A 19,840-nucleotide genomic window follows, 5' to 3' on the forward strand; every position below is an offset into this window, starting at 1 on the left:
GGCGCCTCAGCCCCGGCCGCGCGACGCGCCGGTGTTGAGGCGCTCGATCAGCTCGGGCGTCACGGTGCCGGTTACGGCGAGACCTTCGCCGCGCTGATACTCGCGGATGGCATTTGCCGTTTGCGGACCGATCACGCCGTCAGGCTGGCTGGAGAGATAGCCAAGCCGGGAGAGCGCCGTCTGCACGGCCTGAACCTGCAGCGGGTTGCCCGTGTTCCAGCGCTGGGCGCCGAAGCGGCCATTGGCGAGCGCGATGCTTGGCAGCTCGCTCCACACATCGGCGGCTTCCATAACTTCGCGCACGGTTTCCGGCGGCAGACGGCCGGTCAGGTTGCGGACTTCCAGAGCAGCGGCGCTGTCGCCCTTGCGGGAGGCCAGTTCGAACCAGTAGAGCGCTTCGGCCAGATCCTGCCCAGCGCCGATTCCTTCGGCATACATCACGCCGAGATTGTATTGAGCGTCCAGGAAGCCGTGATCGGCGGCCTTGCTGAACCATTCCACGGCGCCGGCTTCATCCAGTTCGCCGCCTTCGCCTTCGGCCATGAAGAGGGCGAGATCGTACATCGCGCCGACATGGCCTGCCACAGCCGCCTTGGCGATCAGGCTGCGCGCCTCGATCATGTCCTGATCAACGCCCAGGCCCTGCTCATAGAGTTTGCCGAGGTCATACTGCGCAGGCGCTGCGCCCTTGAGGGCGGCGCGGCGCAGCAGGGGAATGGCCGCGTCCAGATCATTCTGCGTCAGATAGCTTTGCGCCAGCTGGTATTGGGCAATCGCATTGCCGGCATTGGCTTCAGACTCGACCGTCACCACGGCCGGGATGGCCGGATAGCTGGCGGTGGGCTGCGGGCTGAGGGAGGCGATGGTCGGCACGTCTGCCGGCGGGGGTGCCTTGGGCGCAGCGGCCGGCGCAGGCGCGGGGGCTGTCTCGGCAGCCACGGCGCCGGGCAAGCCGAAGATGTCTTCCTCGATGGCGCCTTCGGCGCTGTCGAAGAGTTCGTCTTCTTCGGCAGGGACGCCCTGCAGCGGGAGAGAGCCCGCGGCCGCGTCGAGACTCGCCAGTTGCTGGAGGTCGGCCTCGATCGGCGGCGCAGAGGCGAAGATCGGATCGACATAGGTGTCGACCGGCCCGGAGAGGGAGGGATCATGCGGCTGCTTGCCGCGCAGGTAGAGATAACCGCCGGCGGCCGCGCCGGTCAGCACGGCAGCGGAGGCGGCAATCAGCAGCGGCGCGCGATTGCTGGAGGGCTTTGTCTGCTTGGCCGGGGAGACCGGCGTGCGGCGGGGCTTGCCCTGCGTGTCGGCCGCGGCCAGCGCGGCGCGGCGCGCGCGGGCGATGTAGTCGGTTGTTTCCGCGTCACGATCGGCGGCGGCATTGTCCAGCGTGTCGATCAGGCCGGAGGCATCATCGCGATCAGCATTCGGCAGTGTTTCGGCGATGAAGGGTGCCCCTTCGATCTCGTCATCGAAGATATCCGACTCGCGCGCCTCGCTGCGGGCTTCTTCCAGCCCGGCGAGTTCTGCCAACGGATCATAGTCTTCTGCCCCGATATCCGGCGCGGCCGTATCGGGAATACCGGCCATGAACTGGCTGTCGTCCAGATCATCTTCAAAGTCGTGCTCGAATGCGTCGTCAAACACATCTTCGCTGATCGCAGGCGCGGCGAGCTCGGGCGCGCTGTCTTCGGTCTCTTCCAGCGCGGGCGCGGCGGCTTGCGCGCTGACATTGCTCAGGCGCTCAACGGCGGCGCGAATGGCTTCGAAATCTGAGCCGAAGGGGCTTTCTTCTTCCGGCTGGGCTTCTGCGTCTGTCTCGGCGGGCGCGTCCCAGTCTTCAAAGCCGGAGCTGAAGTCTGCTTCTTCGGCCTGCGGAGCATCCGGCACCAGGTCTTCAAAGGCGATTTCGGGAAGGCCGGCTTCAAACTCGCCATGCGCGTCCTCATCGCTATCTTCGGCAGAGGTTTCCGTCTCTGCATAGGGATCGGCGGCGACTTCTTCGGTGAAGCTCGTGGGCGCTTCGGGGGTCAGGGCAGGGGGCGGCAGCTCGGCGCCGGGCGGCACGGTGAAGGCTTCCAGGCTCTCGAGGCGCGAGGCCAGCGTGGCGATGGCGCGCTGCATCGGGGAGAGGGAGTCGGTGGACTGATTGTGAATCTCTTCGAGGCGCTCGGACACGCTCGCCAGCGCGTCGGAGAGGCGCGCATCGGCCGATTTGCGGCTGGCTTCGATTTCCTGGGCAAGCGCGGTGAGGGCTTCGTCCTGACGCTTCTGGAGGCGGACCGCCGCAACCGTGACCTGCTCGCCAACCTGTTCGATGGCTTCGGCGCCGCGGATCTCGCTTTCTTCCAGGCGGGTCTCGACATGCTCTGCCAGCGCATCGATCCGTTCCGTGACGGTTGTGCCGAGGCGCTCGATTTCTTCGCGCACGCCGGAGGTCAGTTCTTCGGGATCCCGCGCTTCCACTTCCGCCAGGCGCGCCTTCAGTTCACCGATTTCGGTGCGCAGCTGCGTTTCGGTTTCTGCGTCGTGTTCGGCGGCGCGGGTGATCTCACCGGCCAGTTCCATCCGCGCATTGTCGACGGTGGAGCGCACAAGCTGGGTGATGTCTTCAAAGCGTGCGTCAAATTCCTTACGCAGACGATCGGCCAGTTCCGGGTCAACGGTCTTGGCGACGGCATCGATGCGTTCGTCGAGCGAAGCGAAGGTGGATTCAAGGCCCTTCAGGGCTGCGTCGGTTGTGGTCTCGGCGCGGTTCAGGCGTTCCTGAACGCGCAGGAGCGTTGCCTCCATCGAGGACAGTGCGCCGGACACGTCATCCTCAACCGCGTTCAGGCGTTCCTCTGCCTTCTGAGTGTCGGCGGCGCTGGCGGCGGTTTGCAGTTCCAGATCATCAAACCGGCTTTCGAGTTTTGATGCCTGTTCGCGCACTTCCGTTTCCAGCTGCCCCATCCGTTCGGAGAGGTGGCGGGTGACGCCTTCGGCGCGCTGCTCGGCCTGTTCTACGGCGCGGTCGATGCGGGCGGCAGTTTCCGATAGTGTGCGCTGAACGCGGGTGTCGATGGTCTCGACGCGCTCGGTGACATCGGCAAAACCGGACTCGACGCGGCCCTTGATGGCGAGCGCTTCGTTCTGGGTCAGCTCGGCTTCTTCGTAAACATGATTGGCGAGCTTCCCGAGGGCGGCTTCGAGCGCTTTCAGGGCTTCAATGTTCTGCTTGCCGGTCTCGTCCTGCTCCATCCGGCGGACTTTGGCCTGCAGCGCCTCATGCGTTTCGCGCATCTCATCGATCAGGCCTTCGACATGGCCGGCCACGGCGGCGCTGGTCTGCTCGGCATTCTGGATGCGGGCGACGAGACCCAGCACGGTATGGTCGATGCCGGTAATGGCGAGGGTGGAGCGGGCCTCGGTGGCCTCGATGCGGCGGGAAAGGCGCTCAAGCGCGGTGGCGGCGTCCTGCTGGGGACGGGGCTCGCCGCGATAGTCGCTGCGCGGGGGGCGGGGCGGATTGCGGTAGGACGGATTGCCATAGGACGGCCCCTCATAAGGAGAGCGCATCTCCTCATAATGAGGTTCGTCAGCCGACATCAGCAGGCGGTTGAGATACTCACCCAGCGTGATTCCCTCAGCCATCGCGGCTTCGCGCGCGGCTTCCCGGGCCCGCTGATCTATCCCTTTTACGCTCCAGGGCCCCGTCTGGCTCATCGCGCCCACTCCTTGCGCACCCGCACCGCTGCGCCGGGTTAAGGCGAACGGCCGATTTGTTCATACTTCGGGAGAAATGCGGCTTATTCCCTTAAGGGCGCGTTAATTCTGTTAATTCCGGGGACTAGCCTGGCTGCAGGAAGCTGTCAGAGGGCGTGCCAACACTTTCCGTTCGCGTAAGCGGAAAATTGACGTTGACGTACGCGGAAAGCTGGATAGTCTGCGCTGACTAATAATAAGAACAATAAAAATTGCACTTCAAGGGAGACAGCCATGCACAAGCCAACTTCATCCATTTCTGCTGCAGAATCACGTACTTACACCATCTCCGAACTCGCCCGCGAGTTTGGCGTCACGCCCCGCGCCCTGCGCTTCTATGAAGACAAGGACATGCTGCATCCGGCCCGCGACGGCATGATGCGCCTTTATTCCAACCGCGACCGCGCGCGCCTCACCATCATCGTCCGCCTGAAGCGTCTTGGCCTGCCGCTGGCCGACATTCGTGAAATTCTCGACCTCTATGCGCTGAATGACGGCAAACGTGCCCAGACGCGCATGATGCTGGAGAAATTCCGCAAGCAGGCCCGCGAACTGGAAGTCCAGCGCCAGGATATCGATACCGCCCTGACTGAACTTTATAAGGGCATCGACTGGCTGCAGGGCATCGTCGAAAATCCCGGCCCGTCGGAAGAGACCAAGCGCCAGGCAGCCGCTTATGAACAGGTTGCCCGCAAGCAGCTCGACGAAGTCTGATTGACCGTTACTGACATTTTTGAAGATAATGAAGCGCGTTGGAATGACTTTTCCAACGCGCTTTGGCATTGAAGGCGCCAAACTTACTCATTCCAAGGAGTCGTCTGAAGATGCCCCGTTATGATGCCCCCGTCCGTGACATGCAGTTCGTGCTGCACGAAGTGCTTGAGCTGCAGAACTATTCAAACCTTCCGGGCTTTGCCGATGCCGCGCCCGAGACAGTCGACCAGATCCTCGATGAGGGCGCCAAGTTCGCCAAGAATGTGCTGTTCCCGCTGAACGCGGTGGGCGACAAGCAGGGCTGCAAGCGCGCCGCTGATGCCAGCGTGAAGACGCCGGATGGATTCCCCGATGCTTACAAGCAGCTGGTCGAGAATGGCTGGCCGCTGCTGGCCACCGAGCCGGATATGGGCGGGCAGGGGCTTCCCCATGTCGTCAACATCGCCTGGACCGAGATGGTCTCCTCCTCGAACATGGCGTTCGGCATGTATCCCGGCCTCACCCATGGCGCATTCCAGGCGCTGATGGCTGGCGGCTCGGATGAGCAGAAGCAGAAATACGGGCCGAAGATGGCGTCGGGCGAATGGGCCGGCACCATGAACCTGACGGAGCCCCATTGCGGCACTGACCTCGGCCTGATTAAGACCAAGGCCGTTCCGCAAGCGGATGGCAGCTACAAGATCACCGGCCAGAAGATCTGGATTTCCGGCGGCGAACAGGACCTTACCGACAACATCATCCACCTTGTTCTCGCCCGCATCGAAGGCGGCCCGGAAGGCATCAAGGGCATCTCGCTGTTCCTCGTGCCGAAATTCCTGGTCAACGAAGATGGCAGCCTCGGCGAGCGCAACGCCGTCTATTGCGGCGGCCTGGAAGAGAAGATGGGCATCCATGGCAACGCGACCTGCGTGATGAACCATGATGGCGCCACCGGCTGGCTCGTCGGGGAAGAGCACAAGGGCATGCGCACGATGTTCGTGATGATGAACGAAGCGCGCCTTGGCGTGGGCCTGCAGGGGCTTTCCCAGGCAGAGATAGCCTATCAGAACTCGCTCGACTTCGCCAAGGACCGCGTTCAGGGCCGCTCGCTCACGGGCGCGCAGGCTCCCGAAAAGCCGGCAGACCCGATTATCGTTCATCCCGATGTGCGCCGCATGCTGCTGGAACAGAAAGCCTTCATCGAGGGCGGCCGCGCCTTCACCTACTGGATGGCTTTCCAGGGCGACCTGCAGCACAAATCTCCCGACGAGAAAGTCCGCGAGAAGGCAGGCGACTATATGGCCCTGCTGACGCCGGTGGTGAAAGCCTATCTTACGCACAAGGGCTATGAGAGCGCCAATCTCGGCCTGCAGGTGCATGGCGGCTCAGGCTTCACCCGCGAATGGGGCCTTGAGCAGATCGTCCGCGATTGCCGCATCACCCTGATCTATGAGGGCACCAATGGCGTGCAGGCGCTGGATCTCGTTGGCCGTAAACTCGGCGCAAACGGGGGCCGCGCGGTCTTCTCCTTCTTCGGCGAGATCGACGAATTCATCTCTGCCAATGAAAAGATGGAAGGCCTTGAGCCCTTCATCGAGGGCCTGAAAACCGTCCGTGCCCAGCTTCAGGATGGCACGATGTGGCTGATGCAGAACGGCATGAGCGACTTCAACAATGCCGGTGCTTCCAGCCATGATTATCTGCACCTGATGGGCCTCACCGCGCTGGCCTATATGTGGGCCCGCATGGCGAAGATCGCGCTGGAAAAGCAGGAGGGCGGCGACCCGTTCTATGCGTCCAAGATCGCCACCGGCCGTTACTTTGTCGAGCGGATGCTGCCCGATGCCGGCGCCCACCTCATCAAGGTGAAGACCGGCGCGGCCGCCATGATGGCGCTCGACGCCGCGCAATTCTGACGCGGTATCCCTGACGTGGCGGCACGGCTGGAGAATCCGGGCCGCCACGCTTACATGCTGACGTGAACGTAAGCGGCAACTTTACGCTACGACAAGATGTGGAGATACCGATGCATGAGAGCCCTCTGAACGTCCCCAAGGCTGCCTGGCGCCAGGATGAAGAGCTCGACATTTTCGCCGATGCCGTGGGCCAGTTCTTCGAGAAGGAATGCGCCCCGCATGTGCCCGCCTGGCGCAAGGCCGGTATCGTGCCGCGCGAGATCTGGAAGAAGGCCGGCGAGATGGGCCTGCTCGGCGCGTCGGTTCCGGAAGAATATGGCGGCGCAGGCGGGGACTTCCGCCATGAGGCCATCATCATTGAGCAGCAGCAATGGAAGGGCATCGACGGCTTTGGCATCACGCTGCACAATGCCATCATCGCCCCCTACATCACCGCCTATGGCACCGAAGAGCAGAAGCAGCGCTGGCTGCCGAAAATCTGCTCCGGCGACCTCGTCACCGCCATCGCGATGACCGAGCCGGGCGCAGGATCTGACCTTCAAGGCATGAAGACGACGGCGAAGCTGGACGGCGATCACTATGTCATCAATGGCTCGAAGACCTTCATCTCAAACGGCCAGACAGCTGACCTGATTCTCCTCTGCGTGAAGACAGACCCGAGCAAGGGCGCCAAGGGCATCTCGATCATCTGTGTCGAGACAGACGCGGTTGAAGGCGCAGGCGGCTTCCGCCGTGGCCGCAACCTCGACAAGGTGGGCCAGCACGCCGCCGACACCTCCGAGCTGTTCTTCGACGACGTGCGTGTGCCGGCCGCTCACCTGCTGGGCGGGGAAGAGGGTAAGGGCTTCATCCAGCTGATGCAGAAACTCCCGCAGGAGCGCCATATCATCGGCCTTCAGGGCGTCGGCATGATCGAGCGCGCCATCCACGAGACCGTGAACTATGTCAAAGGCCGCAAGGCGTTTGGCCAGACGATCTTCGATTTCCAGAACACCCAGTTCAAGCTCGCTGAATGCAAGACCGAGGCAACTGTCGCAAAAGTGTTCGCTGATCACTGTACAGAGCTTCTCCTGAAGGAGGAGCTGGATGCGTCCACGGCCTCGATGTCGAAATACTGGATCTCGGATCTTCAGTGCAAGATCATCGACGAATGCCTCCAGCTGCATGGCGGCTTTGGCTATATGGATGAATATCCCATCGCCCAGATGTATGCCGATGCCCGCGTCCAGCGCATCTATGGCGGCGCCAACGAAGTGATGAAAATGCTGATCGCGAGGACGCTCTGAGGTATCATGCCTGACCGGCACCTGCTCCGCGAAGTCTTCCCAAACCCAGCGCGCAGCTCGGTGTCCCTCGGCTTTGAGCTTGTTGAACTGGACGCGAAGGCGATGACCACGCGCGTCCGGTTCAATGGCAGCCCGGAATTCACAAATCCCGCCGGCTATATCCAGGGCGGTTATCTCGTGGCGATGATGGATGATGCCATCGGCATGCTGACGACCATCAAGGCCGGCACATCGAAATATCCTTCCACGGTGGATCTGCACACGCATTTCCTCCGCCCCGTCCGCGTTGGCCCCATCGAGGTGGCCGCGCGGCTTCGCAATGTCGGCCGGGCGATGGTGTTCGCCGAGGCCGACCTTTTCGACTCCCGCGGCAAGGAAGCCGCGAGAGCCACCGCTTCGCTTACGCTCAACCCGGTGAAGGCACCGGCCGAAACCCCAAGATCCTGACTTCCAAAGGAGCCACCCCATGCCCGAAGCCTATATCTACGACGCCGTGCGCACGCCCCGCGGCAAAGGCAAATCCTCCGGCGCGCTGCACGAGATCACCGCGCTCAGCCTCGGCACGCAGGTGCTGCAGGCCATCCGTGACCGGAACAATCTCGACACCTCCAAGGTCGACGACGTCGTCTTCGGTTGCGTCTCGCCCGTGGGCGAGCAGGGCGGCGACATCGCGCGCATCGCGGTGCTGAATGCCGAGTATGCCGAAACCACGGCCGGGGTTCAGGTTGACCGTTTCTGCGCCTCCGGCCTGGAAGCTTGCAACATGGCCGCCTCGAAAGTCATGACCGGCGAGGCCGACATGGCCATCGGCGGGGGCGTGGAAAGCATGAGCCGCGTGCCCATGGGCGCGGCTGGCGGCGCCTGGTCCACCGACCCGCAGATTGCGCTCAAATCCTACTTCACGCCCCAGGGTATCGGCGCCGATACGATTGCGACGAAGTATGGCTTCAGCCGCGATGACGTGGACGCCTTCGCGCTGGAAAGCCAGCGCCGCGCCGCGCAGGCCTGGAAGGAAGGCCGCTTTGGCAAGTCCATCGTTCCGGTGCGCGACCAGATGGGCGGCATCCGCCTTGCCCATGACGAGCATATGCGCCCTGACACCACCATGCAGAGCCTCGCCGCGCTGGACCCATCCTTTGCGGGCATGGGCGCCATGGGCTTCGATGAAGTCATCAAGCAGCGCTATCCGGAGCTGGAAAAGATCAATCACGTTCACCATGCCGGTAACTCCTCGGGCATCGTGGACGGCGCGTCTGCCGTTCTCTTCGGCTCGAAGGAAATGGGCGAGGCGATGGGCCTGAAACCCCGCGCCCGCGTTCGCGCCATGGCCTCCATCGGTTCGGAGCCGGGCATCATGCTGACCGGCCCGACCTATGTGACGCAGAAGGTGCTGAAGAAAGCCGGCATGAATGTTGGCGACATCGACATCTATGAGCTCAACGAAGCTTTCGCATCCGTCGTCATGCTGATGATGAAGCTGCTCGACATTCCGCACGAGAAAATGAACGTCAATGGCGGCGCCATCGCCATGGGCCACCCGCTGGGCGCCACCGGCGGCATGATCCTCGGAACGGTGCTCGATGAGCTTGAGCGCTCCGACAAGGAAACCGGCCTCATCACGCTCTGCGTCGGCGCCGGCATGGGCACCGCCACGATCATCGAGCGCGTCTAATCACGATACGGAATATTGAGAACACGATCATGAAACTCGAAACATTCAAATTCGACATCGATGCCGATGGCATCGCTCACGCCATCTTTGACGTGCCCGGCCGCAGCATGAACACGCTGACCGGCAAGGCGGTGGCGGACATCATCGCCATTGCCAATGAGGTTGCCTCCAACGCGGACATAAAAGGCCTGGTGATTTCTTCCGGCAAGGAAACCGGCTTCTGCGCCGGGGCAGACCTTGGCGAGATGGGCGACCGCGCCGGCAGCGGCGGCGGTGAGAAGAAAAAGTCCGAGGACGAACTGAAGAAAGAGCAGTTCGAAGCTGGCTTTGCCCTAAACGGCACGCTGCGCAAGCTGGAAACCTGCGGCAAGCCGGTGGCGGTGGCGCTGAACGGCCTGGCCCTTGGCGGCGGCCTGGAAGTGGCGCTCGCCTGTCATTACCGCGTTGCGGCGAATGACAATCCGCGCATCCAGTTCGGCCTGCCGGAAGCCAAGATCGGCCTTCTGCCGGGCGCTGGCGGTACGCAGCGTCTGCCGCGCCTTGTGGGCGTTCAGGCCGCGCTTCCGCTGATCCTTCAGGGCGAAAGCTTCAATGCCGAGAAGGCCCATGCCATGGGCGTTGTGCAGGAGCTTGCTCCGGGCGCGGAGACTGTTGCCCGCGCCAAGGCCTGGGTGAAGGCTAACCCGAAGGCGAAAGCGCCGTGGGACGAAAAAGGCTTCAAGGTTCCCGGCGGCGTGCCGCATAAATCGCCTGGCGCTGGCCAGGTGGCCACCATGTCCAACATGATGCTGGCGGCGAAGACCTACGGGAACTACCCGGCCCAGAAGAACATCCTCTCCTGCATCTATGAGGGCATCCAGGTGCCGATCGATGCGGGCCTGCGTATCGAGACGCGCTACTTCATCAACACCCAGCAGCGCCCGGAAGCCAAGGCGATGATCCGCTCGCTGTTCCTCTCCACCCAGGCCTTGTCGAAAGGCGCAAACCGCCCGGCAGGCTTTGAGAAGGCAGAGATCAAGAAAGTCGGCATCATCGGCGCTGGCCTGATGGGCGCCGGCATCGCCTATGAGCAGGCCCGGGCGGGCATCCGCACGGTGCTGGTTGATGTGAAACAGGAAGCCGCCGACAAGGGCAAGCAATACTCCGTACGCCTCGTGGAGAAGGATATCTCGCGCGGCAAGAGCACGAAGGAGAAGGGCGACGCGCTGCTCTCCCTCATCACGCCGACCACGGACTATAAGCTTCTGGAAGACTGCGACCTGATCGTTGAAGCCGTCTATGAAGACATCGATCTGAAGCACAAGGTGCTCTCCGATGCGGAAGCCGCCCTTGGCGAGAACGCCATCGTTGGCTCCAACACCTCGACCCTGCCGATCACCCAGCTTTCCACGCCGCTGAAGCGCAAGGACAAGTTCATCGGCATCCACTTCTTCTCGCCGGTCGAGCGGATGGGCCTGGTCGAGATCATCATGGGCAAGGAAACCAGCCAGGAAACCCTCGCCAAGACGATCGACTATGTGCTGAAGATCCGGAAGACGCCGATTGTCGTCAATGACAGCCGCGGCTTCTACACCTCGCGCTGCTTTGGCACCTACACCCAAGAAGGCCTGGAGATGCTGTCGGAAGGCATCAAGCCGGCGATCATCGAAAACGTTGGCCGTCAGGCCGGCATGCCGATGGGCCCGCTGGAAGTGTCTGACTCTGTTGGCCTCGACACCGCCCTCAAGGTTGGCCGAGCAACCGCCAAGGCGACCGGCTTTGACTATAACGAAGCCCCGCTGGGCCGCATGATGGCCTGGATTGTCGAAGACAAGGGCCGCGTGGGCCGCAAGGCCGGCAAGGGCTTCTACGACTATAACGAGCAGGGCAAACCCGACCGCATCTGGCCGGACCTCAACGAGCAGGTCGAAGTCAAGATCGATGAATGCCCGCCGGCGCTGAAGAAAGAGCTGACCAATCGCCTCCTGATCCGTCAGGCGATCGAAGTGGCCCGCTGCTTTGAGGAAGGCGTGATCCAGGACGCGCGTGATGGCGACATCGGCTCGATCCTCGCCTGGGGCTTTGCGCCCTATACCGGCGGCTGCGTCAGCTATATGGACCTGATCTGGGGCGTGCCCGCTTTCGTCGCCGAGGCAGACCGCCTGGCCGACAAATATGGCGAACGCTTCCGTCCCGGCAAACTCCTGCGCGAAATGGCGGAGAAGGGCCAATCCTTCTACGACCGTTTCCCGCCGGCTGGAGAGAAGAAGGCGGCTGCGTAAAGCAGCCGCGACCTTTCGGTCGTCACAATGCAAAAGGCCGGAGCAACTGCTCCGGCCTTTTTTGTTTTGTCCGTAACCTGATGGATCAGGTGATTACTTTTTCCCGCGGTTCCACCAGCCGCTGCGTTTCGGGCCGGTGGGCTCGGCTGGGGCAGGGGCGGCCGGTGCCGGCGCAGGTTCCGGCTCAGCCGCTACAGGCGTGGCCTGGGCTTGCGCCATGGCAGGCTCCGGCTCCGGCGCGGCTTGCGGGGCGGGCGCTTCCACGGGGGCGGGCTCCACATGAACAGGTTCTGCTTCTGCAACAGGCTCCGGCGTTTCGGGCGCGGCTTCCACAGCAGGGGCGGCCTCTGCAGCGGGCGTTTCCTCCGGCGCAGACTTGCTGCCCCGGCCACGGCGCGAGCGGGACCGGCCCGTGCGCGGCTCGTCAGCGGCGGGCGCAGGCGCGTCCTCTGCCTCAACCGTCTCACCTTCAGCCTCAACCGCAACCGGCTCTTCGGCCGTTTCGGCTTCGACCTCCGGCGCTTCAACGGGCGCGGGCAGGCCAATCGCAGGTTCTTCTTCCGACAGCATCACATCGGCGCTGACCGAGAGGCCATCGAGGAAAGCCCCGCCATCGGCAATGGCGGCAATCTCCCCGCCCTCGCCACGGCCTTCGCCCCCTCTGCGGCGGCGGCGTCCGCCCCGGCGGCCCCGGCGGCGGCGCTTGCGCGCAGCATCGCTGTCGTCAGAGCCCGCCTCGGCAGTGCCAACGGTCTCGTCACCGTCTTCGTCGTCATCGTCTTCGTCGCCGGTGTCCGCATCTGCCTCTGCATCGGCAGGGCGTTCGGCATCCACCACTTCCAGACCGGTTTCGCGGGTTTCCCCACGGCTGCGGCCACCCCGGCGGCGGCGGCGGCGGCGCCGGCCGCCCCCCTGTTTCTCGTCAGAGGCTTCGGAGCTGCGGGGCTCGCCCGCCTCGTCCTCATCGCCGGCTTCGTCATCGGCCTCGATCAGGTCTTCGTCCTCGATGTCCTCGTCATCCTCATCGCGGACAGACGGCGGCGTCGGCTTCATCAGCGAGCGCGGCGTCGGGCGTTTCTTCGGCTTGGCGCCCGGATCCCGCTCGGCATTGATCTCGAAATCGCCGGGCAGCATGTCTTCGGAGGAATGGATCGAGATGGCAAAGCCTGCGACCCGCTCAATCTCGATCAGCGCTTCACGTTTGTTGTTGAGAATGTAGAGCGCCACATCCGTCGGCGCCTTCACGCCGATGCCCTTGAGGCCGCCGGTAGCCGCGCGCGCCTCGATCGCCCGGATCAGCTGCAGCGCAGCCGACGGGATGGAGCGGCGCCGTCCGGTGCCGTTACAGGCCGGGCAGGGGTCAGACGTTGCCTGCAGCACGCCCTGGCGGCGGCGCTGGCGGGAGATTTCCATCAGGCCGAACTGCGAGATGCGGCCATGCTGAACCCGTGCCCGGTCCACCTTCAGGCATTCCTTCAGGCGTTTTTCGACGGCGCGGTTGTTCTTGTTCTCCTCCATGTCGATGAAGTCGATCACGATGAGGCCGGCAAGGTCGCGCAGGCGCATCTGGCGGCAGGCCTCTTCGGCGGCCTCCAGATTGGTGCGCACGGCGGTCTGCTCGATGTTGCGCTCGCGAGTGGATTTGCCGGAGTTCACGTCGATGGCGACGAGGGCTTCGGTCTGGTTGATCACCAGATAGCCGCCCGATTTCAGCTGCACGACCGGGGAATAGATGGAATCGAGCTGGTTCTCGACCGCCTCGGCGACATAGAGCGGGTCTTCCTCCCGCCATTGCTGAACCTTCTTGGCCTGGCTCGGCATGATGATCTTGGCGAGGTCTTTGGCCTCGCGATAGGCTTCATCGCCCTGGACCCAGACTTCCTCGATCTCCTTGTCGAACATGTCCCGCATCGCGCGGTGAACGAGGCCGCCCTCGGCATTGATCAGCGCCGGGGCTTCGGAGGAGAGGGTCTTCTCGACGATCTGTTCCCACAGTTTCGAGAGATAGTCATAGTCGCGCTTGATCTCGGCCTTGGTGCGCTTGGCGCCGGCCGTGCGCACGATCAGGCCCTGGCCTTCTGGCACATCCAGCTCTGAAACGATGGATTTCAGGCGCTTGCGGTCAGCCGAATTGACGATCTTGCGGGAAATGCCGCCGCCCCGCGGGGTGTTCGGCATCAGCACGGAATAGCGCCCGGCCAGCGACAGATAGGTCGTCAGGGCTGCGCCTTTGTTGCCACGCTCTTCTTTCACCACCTGTACCAGCATCACCTGGCGGCGGCGGATCACTTCCTGGATCTTGTAGCGCTTGGAGATCGGCGTGCGCTGGGTCTTTTTCTGGCCGCCCCGGCGTTCAGGCTTTGCGGCGCGCGGGCGGGCTTCTTCGCCGTCATCCTCGCCATCGCCCTCTGCATCGGCAGAAGCGTCCGCGTCGGTGTCGTCTTCGTCGCCATCGCTGTCATCGGCGCTGACGGCTTCGCCGTTGCCGCCGTTTTCCAGCTCAGCGCTCATGCCGTGGGGCACGTAGGGGCCGTCATCATCATCCTCGATGGCGGCGGCGGCCTCCTCGGCAGCTTCTTTCAGAAGCAGTTCGCGGTCCGCAGCGGGCAGCTGGTAATAATCGGGGTGGATCTCGCTGAAGGCGAGGAAGCCGTGGCGGTTGCCGCCATATTCGACAAAGGCCGCCTGGAGCGAGGGCTCCACCCGGGTCACTTTGGCGAGATAGATGTTTCCGCGGAGTTGTTCGTTGCCGGTTGCCTCGAAGTCGAAATCGTCAACCTGGCCATTGTTGACGATTGCCACCCGCGTTTCTTCGGGGTGGGCGGCGTCGATCAGCATCAGTCTGCTCATTAAACAGAACCTTTCGGTCCGGCGCCGCTCGCCAGGGCGCAGGGCGCCTCTGGTTGGCTGGCAGGCCGGAATAAGTGGTGAGGGAGGCGCCTTGCGGGCGCAGGGAGCCGTCTCGCCTCGGCGAGTCGATCAAACCTGCAGTGTTCGCGGCACCAGTGCGCATTTTTCCTGCTTTCCGGAGCGCGCCGCCCGCTTGCCTTTCCGGGGAAGCCGGGCCGGGGTGCGCTGTTGGGAAACCGTTGGGCCGACCCTTTACGGCGGCCACATGAGAATAGTGCCCAATTTTCCCTGCAATTGAAAGAGCCAAATTCCCGCTGGGGGTGCTGTAACAGCTAATCTGCGGTCAAGGCTGGGTTAATCTTCCTGTGGGTATCCACGTCAGTGACCTGAAATTGGGCAGCGACCGCCCCTTCCACCCTGCAGAGCTGATGCTGACACGTATTGTTTCAGTCTTGTTAATACTTTGCTTTGGCGCCGTTTTTGGCGCCGTTGCGGACGTGTCACAAGTGCGCGTGGTGGGCGACGGGGCGCCGACCCGAATCACGATTTGGACCGACGCCCCCGAGGAGGCGGAAGCCTATGCCACCGAAATTGGCGGTGTGCGGCGCATCATTTTCCCGCTAAGGTCGAACGCCTATTCGACGGAAGGCCCCGGCGGCGGTGGGGTGACCGTCTGGTCGCTGAACCCGGGGCGGCTGGAATTCGCGCTTGACCGGCCCATGTCGGTGGCGCGCGTCCTGCGCCTGCCGCCAACAGGCACCGAAAAATCCTACCGCGTGATCGTCGATCTCGACACCGTGTCGGAGGCCCGCTTCTCCAGCCTTGCCAAGCGCGACCAGCGCCGGCTGGCCAAGGCGGAGACGGACGCGGCCAAGGCGGCTGAAAATCAGACGGCGCTCCTGGCAGGCGCGAGCGGCGCGGCAGCCGGCCGGAAAGCGCCCCCGCGCAGCAAGGGGCATGTCGTGGTCATTGATGCGGGCCATGGCGGGAAGGATCCCGGCGCCATGGCGATCAATGGCGGCCGGGAGAAGGATGTCACCCTGAAGGCGGCCCTTGCCCTGCGAGACCTGCTGGAGGCCGATGGCCGCTATGTTGTCAAGCTCACGCGTGACACCGATGTCTATGTCGATCACGAAGACCGGGTGACCAAGGCGCGCAACTGGGGCGCCGAGCTGTTCATTTCGCTGCATGCGGATGCGGCGGGGTCCAGCTCGGTTGCGGGGGCCTCGGTTTACACCATCTCCGCACGCGGGGAGGGGCGGATCGACCGGGAAGCGAGCCGTAACAATTGGGTGATCCCGATTGAGGATGGCACGCCCCAGCGGCTCACCGGCATCCTCTCCGATCTGGTCAAGCGCGAGACCAAGACCCGCTCGGCCGAATTTGCCGAACTGCTGCTGCCCGAGCTTGAGCAGGCGGGCCCGGTCCTGCGCAACACCCACCGCAGCGCCGGCTTCTATGTGCTGCTCGCGCCGGATGTGCCCGCTGTGCTTCTGGAGCTTGGCTTCCTCACCAATGCCGACGACGCCAAGCGCCTTCAGTCGGACAAGGGCCGCCAGGCATCGGTGCGCGCCATCAAGAACGCCATCGATACCTATTTTGACCGTCAGGACCTGCGGATCGCCTCGCAATAGCGCCCAAATGGCGCGTGGCAGACCGCTGCGCGCCACTTGTAGCGCCCATCGGATACTGCAAGTGTTTGCCCATGAAACGCATCCTTTCGCCGATCTTCCTGGCCAGCCTTTTCGCCCTCGGGGCCTGTGCCTCCTCCGGTCCGCACGGGCCATCCTACGACTTTACCGGCGACCGCCCGGCCGAAGCGCAGGCCTATCGGGATTTCATGATCGCGCGGATTGCCTCGCTGACGAATGACCCGGAGACCGCGTCCCGGCGCTATGCCGCCATCATTGATGTCATGCCCGAGCAGGCCTCGATTGCTGAGCGCGCGGTCTTCTCTGCGCTGCTGGCGGGGGACTATCCGGCGGCAGCCGGGCTTTCCAGCCGCGCGCTGGCAGCCGGCAGTGAGGCAAGCCTCGTCCGGCTCACGCTCGCTGTCGATGCCATCGTGCGGGGCAAGCCTGAAAAGGCACGGCCTTATCTGGAAGAGTCGGCCTTTCAGCCTTTCAACCGCAATATCGCCAACAGCATGTCGGCCTGGCGCGCGCTGGACAAGGACGGCCTTGCTCTGGCGACGGGTTATCTTGAGCAGGGGCTGACCGGCGACCTGCGTTATGACAGCCCCACCCTCTACATGCTTGGCCTGCTTCAGATGTCGGGCGGCGCCGAGGATCAGGCCCTTGCCAATTTCGAGCGGGTCTGGGCATCGGGCGCCCGCCTCGCCATTGGCGTAGAGGCGCATGCCGAACTTCTCGCTGCGCGCGGAGACACCGGGCACGCGCTTGAAATCATTGAGGCGTTCCGGGCCGAGGTCGGCACGAATGCGGCCCTGGCCGAGCTTGCCCGCCGCATCGAGGCGGGAGAGCAGATCAAGCCGCGCCGGCTGACCACCCGTCAAGGGGCCGCGCTGGCGCTGTACGTTCCGGCGGCCGCGCTGATGTATCAGACCAATGATGATCTCTCTTCGGTCTATTTTGTGCTGGCGCTGGCGCTGGACCCGGACCTTCAGGTTGCCCGGTCCCTCTGGGCGCAGGCGCTGGAGAATGGCGGGCGGCGCGATGATGCCATCCGTGTGCTGCGCCAGGTGCCGGTATCGTCTCCCTATTACGCCAATGCGCAGGGCCAGCTAGCGAGCCTCCTGAACGCGCAGGGCAAGAGCGATGAGGCCCTCCGCGTGGCGGATGAAGCGCTGGCCGGAACGCCGGATCGCAGTCTTCAGCTTCAACTGGCCGATCTCTACATCTCGCTGGAACGCTATGCCGAGGGCGAGGCCGTGCTCAGCGAGATCATCGAGAGCGACGGCGCCAAGGAAGACTGGCGCGTGATCTTCGCGCGCGGCGCCGCGCGGGAGCGTCAAGGCAACTGGCCGGAAGCCGAGGCCGACCTGAAACATGCGCTTGAACTGCGCCCGGAAAGCGCCACCGTTCTCAACTATCTCGGCTATTCCTGGATCGACCGGGGCGAAAACCTCGAAGAGGGCTTCGCCCTCATCCGCCGCGCGGTGATCCTGGAGCCGCTGTCGGGCCACATCATCGACAGCCTCGGCTGGGCTCATTACAAGCTCGGCCAGTATGAGGAAGCCGTCGACTATCTTGAACGCGCCGTCGAACTCGTACCGGGTGACCCCATTCTCAACGACCATCTGGGCGACGCTTACTGGCGCGCGGGCCGCAAGCTTGAAGCGACGTTCCAGTGGGAACGGGCCCTGACGCTGGACCCCACCGAGAAAGACCGGGAACGGATCAACGCCAAGCTGCACTCGAAGCTCGGGCCAGACGCGCCCGAGGCAGCCCCCACGCCTGCGCCTCCGGCCGGTGTGCCGGAAACTCCCTGAAGGGCGGGGACATGACTATCTCGGAAACGGGCCTTTCCGGCTGGGCGCCTGCCAAGGTGAACCTTTACCTGCATGTCGGCCCGCCGAAATCCAATGGCCGGCATGATCTCGATTCGCTCGTCGTCTTTGCCGATGGGCGGGCTGCAGATCATCTGCAAGCCGAGCCCGCAGACACGATCAGCCTTGAGGTCTCGGGCCCTCGCGCGGCTGAAGCCGGAACGCTCGAGGACAATCTCGTCCTCAAGGCGGCCCGCGCGCTTCAGGCCGCCTCGGGCACGCGCCAGGGCGCCCGGCTGACGCTGCAGAAATGGCTTCCCGTTGCCGCCGGCATCGGCGGCGGCTCGTCGGATGCGGCAACAGCCCTCCGCCTGCTGACAAAGCTCTGGAATATAGACCCCGCCCATGCCGCCGCCATCGCGCCCCGGCTTGGCGGCGATGTACCGGTGGCGCTTTCCGGCCAGCCTGCCCTGATGCGCGGGGAAGGGGAGCGCGTCACGCCGGTGCCGTCTCTGCCGCCGCTTGATGCCCTCCTGGTCAATCCCGGCGTGCCATGCCCCACGGGGCCGGTTTTCCGCGCCCATGATGAGGCAGGCGGCGGCGCAGGCTTTGCCGAAATCCATCCGCTGCCGGAATTTCAGGATGCCAAAGCCGTCGCTGCCTGGCTGCGCGAGCAGCGTAATGATCTGGAAGCGCCTGCCATCGCAATGGTGCCGGAGATTGCGGAAGCGCTCACCTTTCTGCGCGCCCAGCCCGGCGTCCTCCTCGCCCGGATGAGCGGATCGGGCGCCACCTGCCTTGCCCTTTTTGAGGCCATTGCCTTTGCCGAGCGCGCGATGGTCGTCCTCCGCAATGACGCGGCGAGGAAGCACTGGTGGACGGCGGCCTGCCGCCTGGGGCGCGCGCCATGATCGGGCTTTCCCTTGTCTGGGCCGTGGTGCCGCTGATCGTCAGCTTCCTCGTCTGCGCCCTGATGATCCGTTTGGGCCCCAAGGATGCGCCAGATGGCGGCCGCAAGACGCAGGCCCGGCCGGTGCCCAGCGCCGGGGGACTTGGGGTTCTGGCCGGTATCGGCGCCGCGCTCCTCGCCGGGAGTCTTCTGCTGCCGGGCGGCCTTGATAATCCCATTGCTGCCCTGGCGCAAAGCGCGCTGGCTGGGCCGATGCTCCTTATGCTGATTGCAGGCCTTCTCGGATTTGCCGATGACAGGCTCAACCTTCCCGCCGGCCGCAAGCTGCTGGTGCTCGCGGCCGCATCCGTCTTTGCCGCGATCTATGGGCCGCATGTCACGCAGCTCTGGCTGCCCGGATTCGGTGATGGCGGGCTCGCGTTGCCTGTCTTCATCGGCATCCTGTGCGCCGCGCTCTGGCTGTTCGTCATGGCCAACGCGGTGAACTTTCTGGATGGGGCCAATGGCATCGCCATGGGGTCTTCCGCCATCCTGCTCGCCGCGCTGGCGGTCATCGTCGCGCCCCCGCCGGGAACCGCGCCGGGCATCCTCTTCCTGCTGCTGGTGGCGGCGATTGCGGCGCTGTGCGGCTTCCTTGCCTGGAACCTGGCCGGCCGCCTCTATGCGGGCGACACCGGTTCCCTCGCCATCGGCGCGCTGATCGGCGGGGCAGGGCTCGCGACCGCTGTCATCCATTCCGCCTGGGTTCCGGCAACGCTTGTCCTGCCGATCCTGATCGATGTGTTTCTGACGCTCATCTGGCGGGCACGCCTGGGCCGCCCGCTGATGCAGGCCCACAGGGATCATGCCTATCAGCTATTCCTGCGCGCGGGCTGGAGCCATCTGCAGGTCGCCGGTCTCTGGTGGGGCTTCTGCCTCATCACAGGGCTCGCCGCGATCACCGGCGCGCGTCAGGGCGCAGGCATTGCGGCCAGCCTGTTTGCGGGGCTGTTGCTGCTGGGCTGCGGGCTCTGGATCTGGCAGCGCGTCACGCTGGGCCGCCGTCTTGTGGCCGAAGGCAAATAGC

General features: G+C 64.2%; 12 protein-coding genes. 10 read left to right on the plus strand and 2 right to left on the minus strand.

Annotated elements, in window-relative coordinates; all coding sequences use genetic code 11:
• Positions 1-6: 6 nt before the first annotated feature.
• Positions 7-3,699, minus strand: coding sequence for a peptidoglycan-binding protein (locus BBF93_RS02855; protein WP_114104890.1), 3,693 nt, complete (start codon positions 3,697-3,699; stop codon positions 7-9).
• 273 nt (positions 3,700-3,972) lie between these two features.
• On the opposite strand from BBF93_RS02855, the gene BBF93_RS02860 reads away from it, so the two are divergent.
• From BBF93_RS02860 to BBF93_RS02885, 6 genes are all read left to right on the plus strand, one after another.
• Positions 3,973-4,452 (plus strand): MerR family DNA-binding transcriptional regulator, encoded by a 480-nt coding sequence (locus tag BBF93_RS02860; protein WP_035593225.1) that lies wholly within the window; start codon positions 3,973-3,975, stop codon positions 4,450-4,452.
• Between the two features lie 110 nt (positions 4,453-4,562).
• Positions 4,563-6,347 carry an acyl-CoA dehydrogenase C-terminal domain-containing protein gene (locus tag BBF93_RS02865; protein WP_035593228.1) on the plus strand — a complete coding sequence of 595 codons (1,785 nt, stop codon included), beginning with the start codon at positions 4,563-4,565 and terminating at the stop codon, positions 6,345-6,347.
• A gap of 110 nt (positions 6,348-6,457) precedes the next feature.
• Positions 6,458-7,633 carry an acyl-CoA dehydrogenase family protein gene (locus BBF93_RS02870; RefSeq protein ID WP_035593231.1) on the plus strand — a complete coding sequence of 392 codons (1,176 nt, stop codon included), beginning with the start codon at positions 6,458-6,460 and terminating at the stop codon, positions 7,631-7,633.
• 6 nt (positions 7,634-7,639) lie between these two features.
• Complete coding sequence (locus BBF93_RS02875; RefSeq protein ID WP_051612121.1) at positions 7,640-8,080, plus strand: PaaI family thioesterase; 441 nt, start codon at positions 7,640-7,642, stop codon at positions 8,078-8,080.
• A 19-nt stretch (positions 8,081-8,099) separates the two neighbouring features.
• On the plus strand, positions 8,100-9,305 hold the full coding sequence (locus BBF93_RS02880) for an acetyl-CoA C-acetyltransferase (protein ID WP_035593235.1): 1,206 nt from the start codon (positions 8,100-8,102) through the stop codon (positions 9,303-9,305).
• Positions 9,306-9,334: 29 nt separating this feature from the next.
• On the plus strand, positions 9,335-11,566 hold the full coding sequence (locus tag BBF93_RS02885; RefSeq protein ID WP_114104891.1) for a 3-hydroxyacyl-CoA dehydrogenase NAD-binding domain-containing protein: 2,232 nt from the start codon (positions 9,335-9,337) through the stop codon (positions 11,564-11,566).
• A gap of 93 nt (positions 11,567-11,659) precedes the next feature.
• Here BBF93_RS02885 and BBF93_RS02890 read toward each other — a convergent pair whose 3' ends face one another.
• Positions 11,660-14,416: a ribonuclease E/G gene (locus tag BBF93_RS02890; RefSeq protein ID WP_114104892.1), complete on the minus strand. Its 2,757-nt coding sequence runs from the start codon at positions 14,414-14,416 to the stop codon at positions 11,660-11,662.
• A 428-nt stretch (positions 14,417-14,844) separates the two neighbouring features.
• On the opposite strand from BBF93_RS02890, the gene BBF93_RS02895 reads away from it, so the two are divergent.
• From BBF93_RS02895 to BBF93_RS02910, 4 genes are all read left to right on the plus strand, one after another.
• Positions 14,845-16,050, plus strand: a complete 1,206-nt coding sequence (locus BBF93_RS02895) for an N-acetylmuramoyl-L-alanine amidase (protein WP_051612122.1) — start codon at positions 14,845-14,847, stop codon at positions 16,048-16,050.
• 71 nt (positions 16,051-16,121) lie between these two features.
• On the plus strand, positions 16,122-17,867 hold the full coding sequence (locus BBF93_RS02900; RefSeq protein ID WP_114104893.1) for a lipopolysaccharide assembly protein LapB: 1,746 nt from the start codon (positions 16,122-16,124) through the stop codon (positions 17,865-17,867).
• A gap of 11 nt (positions 17,868-17,878) precedes the next feature.
• A complete protein-coding gene (locus BBF93_RS02905; protein WP_114104894.1) occupies positions 17,879-18,775 on the plus strand; it encodes a 4-(cytidine 5'-diphospho)-2-C-methyl-D-erythritol kinase in 897 nt (298 codons plus the stop codon).
• Positions 18,739-19,839 (plus strand): glycosyltransferase family 4 protein, encoded by a 1,101-nt coding sequence (locus tag BBF93_RS02910; protein ID WP_114104895.1) that lies wholly within the window; start codon positions 18,739-18,741, stop codon positions 19,837-19,839. Before BBF93_RS02905 ends, BBF93_RS02910 begins: the two co-directional genes overlap by 37 nt.
• Position 19,840 lies beyond the last annotated feature (1 nt).

The sequence above is a fragment of the Hyphomonas sp. CACIAM 19H1 genome (assembly GCF_003325995.1).
In the GTDB taxonomy this organism is placed as follows: domain Bacteria; phylum Pseudomonadota; class Alphaproteobacteria; order Caulobacterales; family Hyphomonadaceae; genus Hyphomonas; species Hyphomonas polymorpha.

Bases quoted from the DNA above. Each gene is read 5' to 3' on its own strand.
- BBF93_RS02895 (WP_051612122.1), top strand. From the start codon at position 14,845: ATGCTGACACGTATTGTTTCAGTCTTGTTAATACTTTGCTTTGGCGCC.
- BBF93_RS02905 (WP_114104894.1), top strand. From the start codon at position 17,879: ATGACTATCTCGGAAACGGGCCTTTCCGGCTGGGCGCCTGCCAAGGTG.
- BBF93_RS02855 (WP_114104890.1), bottom strand. From the start codon at position 3,699: ATGAGCCAGACGGGGCCCTGGAGCGTAAAAGGGATAGATCAGCGGGCC.
- BBF93_RS02885 (WP_114104891.1), top strand. From the start codon at position 9,335: ATGAAACTCGAAACATTCAAATTCGACATCGATGCCGATGGCATCGCT.
- BBF93_RS02870 (WP_035593231.1), top strand. From the start codon at position 6,458: ATGCATGAGAGCCCTCTGAACGTCCCCAAGGCTGCCTGGCGCCAGGAT.
- BBF93_RS02900 (WP_114104893.1), top strand. From the start codon at position 16,122: ATGAAACGCATCCTTTCGCCGATCTTCCTGGCCAGCCTTTTCGCCCTC.
- BBF93_RS02880 (WP_035593235.1), top strand. From the start codon at position 8,100: ATGCCCGAAGCCTATATCTACGACGCCGTGCGCACGCCCCGCGGCAAA.
- BBF93_RS02890 (WP_114104892.1), bottom strand. From the start codon at position 14,416: ATGAGCAGACTGATGCTGATCGACGCCGCCCACCCCGAAGAAACGCGG.
- BBF93_RS02860 (WP_035593225.1), top strand. From the start codon at position 3,973: ATGCACAAGCCAACTTCATCCATTTCTGCTGCAGAATCACGTACTTAC.
- BBF93_RS02875 (WP_051612121.1), top strand. From the start codon at position 7,640: ATGCCTGACCGGCACCTGCTCCGCGAAGTCTTCCCAAACCCAGCGCGC.
- BBF93_RS02865 (WP_035593228.1), top strand. From the start codon at position 4,563: ATGCCCCGTTATGATGCCCCCGTCCGTGACATGCAGTTCGTGCTGCAC.